Below are 12225 nucleotides of genomic sequence, written 5' to 3'. Positions count from 1 at the left end.
GGAACTCAAGATAAAGAGCGTAACCGAACGCGAAAGCGTGGGGGTATAGCTCAGCTGGGAGAGCACCTGCTTTGCAAGCAGGGGGTCAGGAGTTCGAGCCTCCTTATCTCCACCAAAAATGGGCTCATAGCTCAGGTGGTTAGAGCGCGCGCCTGATAAGCGCGAGGTCGGTGGTTCGAGTCCACTTGAGCCCACCACTTCTTCTGAGAAGGAGAAGGAAGTTCAAACAGCGGAATGCACCTTGAAAACTGAACAAGAACTGCGAAGATTAGAGAAGACAAAAGATTGATAGAGAAATCTACAATTTCGAGAAAACTCTAGTTGGCAAATGGAAGAATCAAGACTGAGAAAACGGTCAAGCTAGAAAGGGCGCAGGGCGAATGCCTTGGCACTGGGAGCCGAAGAAAGACGTGGTAAGCTGCGAAAAGCTGCGGGGAGATGCAAACAATCTTTGATCCGCAGATTTCTGAATGGGGAAACCCACATGGAGTCATGTCCATGTAACATACACTGAATCCATAGGTGTATGTGGGGAACCGCCTGAACTGAAACATCTAAGTAGGGCGAGGAAGAGAAATCAACCGAGATTCCGTAAGTAGTGGCGAGCGAACGCGGAAGAGGCCAAACCGGTGGTAGAAATACTGCCGGGGTTATGGACTGCTTTTAGGACTTAATCTGTTACCTGAAGTGTGTGGGAAAGCACGCCAGAGAATGTGAGAGCCATGTAAGGGAAAACGGAGAGAGCTGCGCAGGATCCAGAGTACGGCCAGACACGTGAAACCTGGTCGGAAGTCGGGGGGACCACCCTCCAAGCCTAAATACTACCCAGTGACCGATAGCGTATAGTACTGTGAAGGAAAGGTGAAAAGCACCCCGGGAGGGGAGTGAAATAGAACCTGAAACCCTGTGCCTACAAGCACCGAGAGCACGTCAAAGTGTGATCGGGTACTTTTTGTAGAACGGTCCGGCGAGCGAATGTATGTAGCGAGGTTAAGGTGTTAAGCACTGGAGCCGCAGCGAGAGCGAGTCTGAATAGGGCGTTGAGTTGCATGCATTGGGCCCGAAACCGAGTGACCTACCCATGGTCAGGCTGAAGTGGAGGTAAAGCTCCATGGAGGGCCGAACCGACCTCCGTTGAAAAGGCGGCGGATGAACTGTGGGTAGCGGAGAAATTCCAATCGAACTCGGAGATAGCTGGTTCTCCCCGAAATAGTTTTAGGACTAGCCTCATGTTAGATTTCCGGAGGTAAAGCACTGAATGGCCTAGGGCCCGAGAGGGTACCGAAGCCTATCAAACTAAGAATGCCGGAAAATTGATGCATGGGAGTCAGACTGTGTGAGATAAGTCTCATAGTCAAAAGGGAAACAGCCCAGACCTACAGCTAAGGTCCCAAAGCAGGTTTAAGTGGAAAAGGATGTGGAGCTGCACAAACAGCCAGGATGTTGGCTTAGAAGCAGCCACTCATTTAAAGAGTGCGTAATAGCTCACTGGTCGAGTGGCTCTGCGCCGAAAATTCAACGGGGCTAAAATCTGCACCGAAGCTTAGGCAGCAGCAATGCTGGGTAGGGGAGCGTTGTGTACGAGGAGAAGCGGTAGCGCAAGCGGTCGTGGATTGTACACAAGTGAGAATGCCGGAATGAGTAGCGCGAATGATGTGAGAATCATCATGGCCGAAAGCCTCAGGTTTTTGGAGGAAGGTTCGTCCGCTCCAAGTTAGCCGGGAGCTAAGGTGAGGCCGAAAGGCGTAGCCGATGCACATACGGTAGAGATTCCGTAGCCACCGAAAGATTTAAGCAGGGGGACACTTTTGAAGTGTATGAGCCGGGTGTTGGTTCCCGGTCGAAAGCGAGCGAATGAGCGAAGTCGTGCATGGAGAGAGGCGAGAAAAGCCCTGTGTATATCTAAGGTGCCCGTACCGCAAACCGACACAGGTAGGTAGGAAGAAGATTCTAAGGCCAACGGGAGAAGGGTTGTTAAGGAACTCGGCAAGTTGACCCCGTAACTTCGGGAGAAGGGGTGCTCATGAAAGTGAGCCGCAGAGAATAGGCCCAAGCAACTGTTTAGCAAAAACACAGGTCTGTGCTAAATCGAAAGATGACGTATACGGGCTGACACCTGCCCGGTGCTGGAAGGTTAAGGGGACATGTGCAAGCATCGAACCGAAGCCCCAGTAAACGGCGGCCGTAACTATAACGGTCCTAAGGTAGCGAAATTCCTTGTCAGGTAAGTTCTGACCCGCACGAATGGTGTAATGATTTGGGCACTGTCTCAACAGCCCGCCCGGCGAAATTGTAGTACCGGTGAAGATGCCGGTTACCCGCGACAAGACGGAAAGACCCCATGGAGCTTTACTGTAGCCTAATATTGGGTTTCGGTATTACATGTACAGGATATGTGGGAGACTGGGAAGCAAGAGCGTCAGCTTTTGTGGAGTCGACCTTGGGATACCACACTTGTGATATTGGAATTCTAACCTGCAGCCCTGAATCGGGTTGGGGGACATTGTTAGGTGGGCAGTTTGACTGGGGCGGTCGCCTCCTAAAATGTAGCGGAGGCGTTCAAAGGTTGGCTCAGCTTGGACGGAAACCAAGCCAAAGAGTGCAAACGCAAAAGCCAGCCTAACTGCGAGACTGACGGGTCGAGCAGTAACGAAAGTTGGAGTTAGTGATCCGGTGGTATGTGAGTGGAAATGCCATCGCTCAACGGATAAAAGTTACCCTGGGGATAACAGGCTGATCTCCCCCAAGAGTCCACATCGACGGGGAGGTTTGGCACCTCGATGTCGGCTCATCGCATCCTGGGGCTGAATTCGGTCCCAAGGGTTTGGCTGTTCGCCAATTAAAGCGGTACGCGAGCTGGGTTCAGAACGTCGTGAGACAGTTCGGTCCCTATCTGTCGTGGGCGCAGGATATTTGATGGGATCTGTCCCTAGTACGAGAGGACCGGGATGGACGCACCTCTGGTGCACCAGTTGTCACGCCAGTGGCACAGCTGGGCAGCTATGTGCGGATCGGATAAACGCTGAAAGCATCTAAGCGTGAAGCCGGCCCAAAGATAAGATATCCCACTGAGTCAATCAGGTAAGACCCCTTGAAGACTACAAGGTTGATAGGCATGAAGTGTAAGCGTGGTGACACGTTCAGCTAGCATGTACTAATAGGTCGAGGGCTTGACCACATCTTAGATTGGTTCTGCATTTGCCAAAAGCAGTTGTTGTTCAGTTTTGAGGGTGAGTTCCTCAAGAGAGAAAAGAGAATACGAGGCTAGGCTAATAGCGTTGCTTTTAGTATTCATAGCCGGTGCCGATGACGCCAAGGTCCCACCTGTTCCCATTCCGAACACAGTAGTTAAGCTTGGTTGTGCCGAAGATACTTGGTTGGAGACGACCTGGAAAAATAGGTAGGTGCCGGCTCTTTTCTTTTATATGGCCCGTTGGTCAAGCGGTCAAGACGGCGGCCTCTCACGCCGCAAACGGGAGTTCGATTCTCCCACGGGTCACCATCATATTCCTCTTTAGCTCAGCCGGTAGAGCGGCGGACTGTTAATCCGTAGGTCGTTGGTTCGAGTCCAACAAGGGGAGCCAGGAGACATCCGGAACGTATTTTCGTTCCGGATGTCTTTTTTATTTCTATCTATGCTTTTACTCATTCCTCAGACACCTGCCAGATCGGCTTCTGGGGCAAGGGATTGATTATCCTTCACTTGCGGTTCCTTTTAGTTCTGGAAATGAGGGGAGAACGAAGGAAGAAGCAGAGTGTTTTTGGTTGTTTGGAAAGACAATCTTCTCGCTCCCCTATTAAAATCGCTCGGATCCTAATGAAAATTATGCTTTGGAGCGTTTTTGTAGACCATATATCTCTCCCTATTGGTAGATTGATTGGCCTTTATTGAGGCGCATTACAGACGGGTTAGCTGCAAGCAGAACGAAGGCGGCTTGTACATGTTTTATTCTGCTGCATCGACCTTGGCTGCTTTCAGCCATTTTTTTACGAAGAAAAGGGCCGCAGGCAAATTTGCCTGCGGCCTTTTTCTTGTTTACCGAAAACCCCCGGCTGTGCCGGGGAGTTCTCAAAAAGCTTTAGCGTTGCATAGGAAATAAAAACTCCTTTTGATACAATAAAGATGCGGTCTGCCAACTGCACTAAAGTATCAAAAGGAGGACAAAAGGCATGACGCCTAATGACAAGAATAGTTTAGCACATACAACATGGAACTGCAAATATCACATAGTATTTGCGCCGAAGTATCGCAGAAAAATCTTTTACAAAGAAAACCGTGTGGAAATAGGGAAGATATTGAGAGAATTATGCAATTGGAAACAAGTGAAAATAGTAGAGGCGGAAGTGTGTCCGGATCATATCCACATGCTGGTGGAAATACCGCCTAAGATGAGTGTATCCAGTTTCGTAGGTTTTCTCAAGGGGAAAAGCAGTCTGATCATTTTCGAGAGACATTCCAATTTGAAGTACAAATATGGAAACAGGCAGTTTTGGTGCCGTGGATACTATGTCGATACAGCAGGTAAGAACGCAAAGAAGATTGCGGAGTATATCCAAAACCAACTCAAAGAAGATCAGATTGAGGATCAGATGACCCTTAAAGAATACATAGACCCGTTTACGGGTAGCAAGTAATATTCTTTCGCAGGTGGCAGACCGTACCAACGCCTTTAGGCGTGGCTAGTATTTTAGGGCTTTGCCCGCTTCTGAAGAACCACCAGCTTCGCTGGTGGGTTACTATTTTGAAATTTTTAGTTTTTGTGCAGTTTTCTTTGGAAGAATTTGACGCATTCTACAATGGGGATTACCACTACGGCCAGAAGCAATGCGATGGTATACTCCACCAGGCTGATGTGGGTGAATCCAAAAGCGTCCGAGATACCCGGCAGATAGATAACACCGGTGGTCAAGACCAGGCTGAGAAGCATGGCTCCCCACAGAACTTTGTTGTGGCTTCCCAGTTTGAAGACGCTGCCTCTCTGGCTCCGCATGTTGAAGGAATGGAAAATTTCCGCCATGCTCATGGTCAGGAAGGCCATGGTCATGCCATCCGGGCTGTTGGTGATCTCCCAAACACCGCTTTCCAGGAAATGACCGATGAAATAGGCCGCCAATGTGACCACTGTCACCATGGCACCCTGATACAGCACATCTGTACCCAGACCGCCTGCAAAAATGCCATCGGTGGCGCTGCGCGGTTTGCGTTTCATCAGGTCCGGTTCGCCTTTTTCCATGCCCAGAGCCAGGGCGGGGAAGCAGTCGGTAATCAGATTGATCCAGAGCAGGTGTACCGGCTCCAGAACGACGAAGCCCATCATGGTGGCCAGGAACACGCTCAAGACCTCGCTCATATTGGAGCCCAGCAGGAACTGAATAGCCTTGCGGATGTTATCATAAATCCGGCGGCCTTCACCCACAGCGCCCACGATAGTGGCGAAGTTGTCATCGGCCAGAACCATATCGGCAACATTTTTGGTAACATCGGTACCGGTAATACCCATTCCAATGCCAATATCCGCGCTCTTGATGCTGGGAGCATCGTTTACACCGTCGCCGGTCATGGCGGTAATACAGCCGCGTTTGCGCCATGCATTGACGATGCGTACTTTGTGTTCCGGTTGTACACGAGCATAAACGCTATAATGATCGATATGAGCAGCCAGCTCTTCGTCGCTGATCTCGTTCAGCTGAGAGCCAGTGAGCGCCTGGCTTTCGTCTTCCAGGATTCCCAGTTCACGTGCGATGGCCACAGCGGTGTCGTGGTGGTCACCGGTGATCATCACTGGCCGGATACCGGCAGTGCGGCATTCTTCGATGGCGGCTTTTACCTCCGGACGGATAGGATCGATCATACCCGTCAGGCCCAGGAAGGTAAGACCCTGCTCCAGCGCTTCAGGGCTGGTATCGGCGGGAAGCTGCTGATATTCTTTCTGTGCGGCGGCCAAAACACGGAGTGCTTTGTCTGCCATAGCTTTGTTGTCGGCAAGGATTCGATTGGCTGCTTCAGCAGTCAGTTCGCGTTTTTCGCCGTTCTCCATGTAGAAAGAGCAGCGTTTCAAAATTTCGTCGGGCGCGCCCTTGGTGTACTGAATGTAGCCCTGTTCCGTTTTATGGATGGTGCTCATCATTTTACGCATGCTGTCGAACGGCGCTTCAGCAACGCGGGGAGTCTGCGCTTCCATGTCGGGTTTCGAAAGATTTTCTTTCGATGCCCAGTTGACAAGCGCACATTCGGTGGGTTCACCAACGGCCTCACCATTGTCACCGGGCTTGGCGTCGCTGCACAGTGCCATGGCACGGCCGACGGTCTGCGCATCCCCGGTGTGTTCCACAACGGTCATTTTGTTCTGCGTCAGAGTTCCGGTTTTATCCGAGCAAATGACCTGCGCACAGCCCAGCGTTTCAACAGCGGTCAAGCGCCGGATCACAGCGTTTCGTTTGGACATGTTGGTAACGCCAATGGAAAGAACGATGGTAACAACTGCAGCGAGGCCTTCCGGAATGGCTGCAACTGCCAGACTGACCGCGACCATGAAGGTGCTGATGACCACGTCAAGGTGGAAATCGCCCGCACGGATCAGGCTGAATGCGAAAATGAACAGGCAGATGCCAAGAACCAGAACACTCAGCACCTTGCTGAGCTGGCCAAGCTTTTTCTGAAGCGGCGTTTCACCGTCCTGCGCGTCGGCCAGAGCACCGGCGATTTTACCCATTTCGGTGTCCATTCCTGTCCCGGTAATGACGGCGCTGCCGCGGCCGTAAACAATGGTACTGCCCATATATACCATGTTTTTGCGGTCGCCCAACGGGATGTCTGTTTCGGAAGAGGCAAGAACGTCTGTGTGCTTTTCCACCGGAACGCTTTCACCGGTCAGCGCAGCTTCTTCCGCTTTCATGCTTGCGCTTTCGAGGATTCTGGCATCCGCGGGAACAGCGTCGCCCGCCTCCAGGATGACCACGTCGCCGGGAACCAGCTCTTCGCTTTTCAAAACCACCATTTTCCCATCACGCAGCACTTTACTGGTGGCGGCGGTCATTTCCTGAAGCGCCTCAATGGCCTTTTCGGCCTTGCTCTCCTGATAAACGCCAAGCACTGCATTGATCAGAACAACGATCAGAATAATAAACACGTCGGCAAAACTTTCGCCTTCATAGGCGGCAGTGATTCCGGAAATCGCTGCTGCCACCAGCAGAATGATAATCATGGGGTCGCACAGTTGCTGGACAAACCGCTGGAACAAGGTGATTTTTTTACCTTCTTTCAGCTTGTTGGGGCCGTACTGTTCGGCACGGCGGGCGGCCTCCTGGCTGGAGAGACCTTCCGCAGTACTGTCAAGTTCCTGCAAAACAGCCGATGTTTCTTCGCAGTAGAATTTCAAGACACAACTTCCTTTCTTTGTTTGAGAAGAGTATGGGCGACAATAAAAAACGAGACTCATGTGCAACTCAAAAAAATTGCACATGAGTCTCGTTGTCACATTTAAGCCAGGTCGAAGGCCGTGTGTTGACTTAAACCACGCTGGACAGCGTGCAACTACTCCCTCATGAGTTATTCTTTTATTCATTATACAGCGCTTTGGGCAGAATGCAACACGTTTTGAAACAAAAACTTAAATTTGTACGACTTTTTGCGCTTCCTTCCGGGTCATTTCACGGCCGATGGTCAGAAGCATGGTAACATAGCAGGCGCCGCCGCCGATAAAGTTGGAAATGGGCTCGGCAAGAAAAACACCACTTACTCCCAGTGAGGCAACGTGCGGAAGCCAAAGAGTGAGGGGAATGACGATCACAACTTTGCGGAACAGCGAGAAGAAAATGGATTGCTTGGAACGCCCCAACGCCACTGCAACCGACTGCCCGGAAAATTGAAGAGCCATCATGAAAATGCCGAAGAAATAGAGATGCATGGCAGGAACACTGTCGGCTGCCAGCTGGGCGTCGGAAGTGAACATTCCCGCGAAAAACTGAGGAAACAGGAAAATGACCAGCCAGGTGAAAAGCGTGTAAATCACACAGAGCACGGTCATGAAACGAATGCCTTTGCGCACACGGCCGTATTCACAGGCACCGTAATTGTAACCCAGAACCGGCTGTGCCGCCTGTGTGATGCCGCTGACGGGGGTCAGAGCCACTTCTCGTACGGAGTTGACAATTGTCATAACGCTGACATACAAATCACCGCCGAATTGCTGCAGGGTGGAAGTACAGGCGATCTGTACCAGACCGTTGGTAACAGACATAATAAAACCGGACATGCCCAGCGTGATGATCCGGAATGTCTGCGGGAGGTTGGGCCGCATTTGCGAAAAACGCAGGCGAATGACCGCCCGCGGCCCGCACAGAAAATACATGGCCCAGACAGCGGAGAGAAACTGCGAGAGAACGGTGGCCAACGCCGCGCCCTGAACACCCAGCCCGAGAAGGAAGATAAACACCGGGTCCAGCACGATGTTGACGGCCGCACCCAGAAGGACCGTCATCATTCCCGTCCGTCCAAATCCCTGTGCATTGATGAAGCCGTTCATCCCAAGGCTCAGCATTACAAACAGGGTACCGCACAGATAAATGGTCAGATAATCATTGGCGTAAGGGTAGGTGACGTCGCTGGCGCCGAACAAGTAGAGCAACGGCGTTTTCAGCAGAAAACACAGAACGCTGAGAACAAGCCCGGTTCCCAGCAGGAGGGCGCAGGTGGCCCCCATGATCTGCCCGGCACCGGCGGAATCGTTCTTGCCGCGTGCAATGGAAAAAAGCGGGGTGCCGCCGTAACCAAAGAGATTGGCGAAAGCGGTAATCATCGTAATAATGGGAAATGCAAGGCCGACGCCTGCCAGCGCGCCGGCACTGGCGCCAGGCATATGCCCCAGATAAATGCGGTCCACTACATTGTAGAGTACATTGATGAGCTGCGCGAAGGTCATGGGAATCGCCAGGCGCAAAATGTTGGAAGCGACCGAGCCTTTTGAAAAGTCGCTGGTAGAAGAAGACATAAAATCACCTGATTGAAATTTTAGAGAAAACTCATTTGCTGGGCACTGGGAAGATGAACGTATTCAAGGGCATTTTCCCGGTGCAGGCGGCTGGTCTGTAATTCTTTCAGAAAGACAGACGCATCTCCGGTCCCGGAAAGAACCAGTTCTTCCCGGGCACGGGTCATGCCCACATAGAACAGTCGGCGTTCTTCTTCCAGTGGGGAACGGCCATCCTGCAGCGGAATGGTCCCGGCGGAAAGCCCGGCGAGAAAAACAACGGGAAATTCAAGACCTTTTGCTCCGTGCAGCGTCATCAAACGGACTGCTCCGGAAGCATATTCCTTTCGACTGGCACGAACGATGTCCCCTTCGCTTCCCAGAAGCAGCGTATCCAGCAAAGAGACCATCGTCTTGTGGAAAAGCGCAGTATCCAGCAGCCTCTGACGGGCGCCGCGCAATTCCTGACCGTGCCAGAAATCTTCCAGCAGGCGGTGCGGCCGTTCCCGCGCAACGCGGGGCAGAAAGGTGTCCACCTGCGCAAACCATTGCCCATACCAGCCGTCCGTACCAAGTGCGGCGCGAAGAGCGGCCCAATCCGAAGCAGCGGCACAGGCTTCTTCCGCGTGCCGAACAAGATCCGGCGGACAGTGCAAAACGCCGGCGAGATATGCATGCAGAGAAAGAGAGTCTTTCAAGTGGAGCAGATGCCGGAAAAAACCTGCCGCACCCCGCACGGATTCATCGGCCAGAAAATCGCCGCGCCCGGTGATCGCACAGGGGATGCCGTCGTGCAACAGGCATTCTTCCACCAAATCCAATTGACGGTGGGTTCGGCAAAGGACTGCAATATCGGAAAAGGCGCGCTGCGTGCCTTCCGTTTTGCCCTGAGCGGCCAGCATATCCACACCGCCGGTCATGCGTGCAATCTCCTTGGCGATGAAAATGCCTTCCGAGTAGGCGCTCGGCGCGTGAACAAACCGAATGTCCGCTGCATCCGGCTGATGGGCCTTCAAAACGCGCATGGGACCGGGATTGTGGCTGATCAGTTGAACGGCGCTTTCCAGAATGGCAGGTGAGGAGCGATAGTTGTCTTCAAAACGAATCTCCCGCAGCGGCGTAATGGTTTCCCGAAGCCGTTCAAAGCATCCCCCGCCGGCACCGCGGAATCCGTAGATCGACTGGTCGTCATCTCCGATGACAAACAGGTGTTCTCCTGCAGTATGCCATTTTTGAATCAGATCAAATTGAATGCGGTTGGTGTCCTGAAACTCATCCACCAGAAGAAACCGCAGGTGCTGCTGCTGTTCCGCAGAAAGCGGCTGTTCCAAAGCTGCCAGCAGGACATCGTCCAGATCCAGCAGACCTTTCTGGGCCAAAGCTGCGTTGTAATCGGCAAATCCTTCCGGTTCCGATGCTTCGGCTCCGCTTTTGAAACGGGAAACTTCATCCAGAAAGCGGCGGGGTGAGCCTTTGCGGCCATCGGCTGCCAAAACATCCCGCGCCAGTTCCAGCGCAAGCTCGTTGGAAATCATGGTCGGTGCGGGAAGCATGGCGAGGCAAAGGCTGTGAAAAGTGCCGATCTGAAGACCGCGAAGCGCCTGTCGGGAACCGAGCGCATCTTCCAGCCGCTGCGTCATTTCCTGGGCAGCCATACGAGTGAATGTGACCGCAGTAATTTGCGAGGGAGAGATTCCGCAGCTTTGAATCAGATATAGAATGTGCGAAACCAGTGTTTTGGTCTTTCCTGTACCGGGGCCCGCGATCACGGCGACCGCAGGCTGAAGCGCTTCAACGGCTTCCTGCTGCCGGTCATTGAGCGCTCCGGCCGGCATGGGCCGCTTTGCTTGTCTGGCAGCCTCTCGTTTTTGAAATACAGGCCGGGGGGATTCCGCGGGGGCTTGTGTGGGGACCGGCAGGCTCATCTGACCGTTCAATTCTTCCCGTTCGCCCGCGCGAAACAGTGAAATGGTGCCATACTCGCCGTCGTATCCGCCTAACCGTTGGACCTGGCCGGCACGAACACGGCGCACCCCCTCCGCAACGCAAAGACCGGCTGCGCGGCGGATGTCTTCCAGCGGAGCTTCGCGCAGAATGTAAAATTCCGGGCCTAAGGTGTGCAGAAGCTCTTCATAGGCGCGCTGCACTTTTTTGGAAGATTCACCGGTTCCGAGAGATGCTGCAAGAATCTGCGGCAGTGGAACCAGTGATTCAAAGGGTTTGGCATCCGGGCGGCAAAATCCCGCAGGGCGGTCCGCAAGTTCTTCGACCCGGTGCTCCACACCGATGGTCAGTTTGCGTCCACAGACCGGGCAGCGGCCGTCCAGCGCCTGCGTTTCTCCGGGAGTCAGGCGCACTTTGCAGTTCCGATGCCCGTCCAAATGGTACTTCCCCTCTTCCGGGAAAAACTCCACAGTGCCGGCCAGGCCGTCGCCGGTCTGAAGAGCGCGGGAGAGGGCTTCGTATGTGAGAGGGCCATCCAGCAGATTGGCCTCCCGGCCGAGTCGGGCAGGGGAATGCGCATCCGAATTGGAAATCAGCTGAAAGCGATCCAAAGCGGAAACCCGCCAATTCATGGGCGGGTCGGATGATAAACCGGTCTCCACCGCATGGATCATGGGGGCCAGATCCCCAAAACATTCTTCCACGGAATCAAAACCGGAAAAAGCACCGAACATGGAAAAGTGCGGCGTCCAGATATGGGCGGGGACAAACACGGCTTCCGGACAGCTGTCCAGCGTGATCTCCAGCAAATCCCGGCTGTCCAGGCCGAGAATGGGACGGCCGTCGGAGTGAATGTTGCCGATGGCTTCCAGTTTTCTGCTTAAAAGTTCGGCAGCTTCCAGGCTGGGCATCAGAATCAGATTGTGGACCTTGCGCGTTTTTCCATGGCGTTTATAAATGCAGCTGATCTCGCTGGTAAGAACAAAGCGGGGCACGGGAACGTCGCCCCCTACGCCGGCGTCCAGCATTTCCTCAGAACGCAGTGTATAAAATCCGCCTGGCTGTTCCACCAGCTTGGCGCGCAGCTCTTCGCGCCAGGCAGGGTGGGTGAAATCGCCGGTCCCCACCAGAGCGAGACCTTTTCTGCGCGCCCACAGATCCAGATGAGGAAGGTCGCAGTCGCGGCTGGTAGCGCGGGAAAAGCGGGAATGAATATGCAGATCCGCCAGATACATGGGAACCGCCTCCTGTCCAGTGAAATCTTTTTCTATTTTAGCGCATTCCGGGCCAAAAGAAAACAGGCCGGAGTTTC

General features: G+C 53.2%; 4 protein-coding genes, 4 tRNA genes and 2 rRNA genes. 7 read left to right on the top strand and 3 right to left on the bottom strand.

The features are described 5' to 3' along the window. Window positions 1-39 precede the first annotated feature (39 nt). From ACKTS9_RS03755 to tnpA, 7 genes are all read left to right on the top strand, one after another. Window positions 40-115, top strand: a tRNA-Ala gene (locus ACKTS9_RS03755). A gap of 5 nt (window positions 116-120) precedes the next feature. Beyond that, window positions 121-197: transfer RNA gene (locus ACKTS9_RS03750), tRNA-Ile, on the top strand. A 156-nt stretch (window positions 198-353) separates the two neighbouring features. Then, window positions 354-3178: ribosomal RNA gene (locus tag ACKTS9_RS03745) — 23S ribosomal RNA — on the top strand. Between the two features lie 118 nt (window positions 3179-3296). Next, window positions 3297-3413, top strand: a 5S ribosomal RNA gene (gene rrf, locus ACKTS9_RS03740). Between the two features lie 14 nt (window positions 3414-3427). Continuing rightward, window positions 3428-3502, top strand: a tRNA-Glu gene (locus tag ACKTS9_RS03735). A gap of 6 nt (window positions 3503-3508) precedes the next feature. Further along, window positions 3509-3584 (top strand) — tRNA-Asn (locus tag ACKTS9_RS03730). Window positions 3585-4170: 586 nt separating this feature from the next. Continuing rightward, complete coding sequence (gene tnpA, locus ACKTS9_RS03725) at window positions 4171-4635, top strand: IS200/IS605 family transposase (RefSeq protein ID WP_349215395.1); 465 nt, start codon at window positions 4171-4173, stop codon at window positions 4633-4635. Between the two features lie 116 nt (window positions 4636-4751). Here tnpA and ACKTS9_RS03720 read toward each other — a convergent pair whose 3' ends face one another. From ACKTS9_RS03720 to ACKTS9_RS03710, 3 genes are all read right to left on the bottom strand, one after another. Then, window positions 4752-7379 carry a cation-translocating P-type ATPase gene (locus ACKTS9_RS03720; protein WP_407879022.1) on the bottom strand — a complete coding sequence of 876 codons (2628 nt, stop codon included), beginning with the start codon at window positions 7377-7379 and terminating at the stop codon, window positions 4752-4754. Between the two features lie 231 nt (window positions 7380-7610). Continuing rightward, entirely contained in the window at window positions 7611-8990 is a 1380-nt protein-coding gene (locus tag ACKTS9_RS03715) for an MATE family efflux transporter (protein WP_349216780.1), read from the bottom strand. A gap of 20 nt (window positions 8991-9010) precedes the next feature. After that, complete coding sequence (locus ACKTS9_RS03710; RefSeq protein ID WP_349216779.1) at window positions 9011-12148, bottom strand: UvrD-helicase domain-containing protein; 3138 nt, start codon at window positions 12146-12148, stop codon at window positions 9011-9013. Window positions 12149-12225 lie beyond the last annotated feature (77 nt).

Source organism: Owariibacterium komagatae, assembly GCF_045865535.1.
Classification (GTDB): Bacteria; Bacillota; Clostridia; order Oscillospirales; family Ruminococcaceae; genus Ruthenibacterium; species Ruthenibacterium komagatae.
The sequence above is the reverse complement of the archived record's forward strand: the minus strand, read 5'-3'. Positions and strand labels throughout refer to the sequence as shown.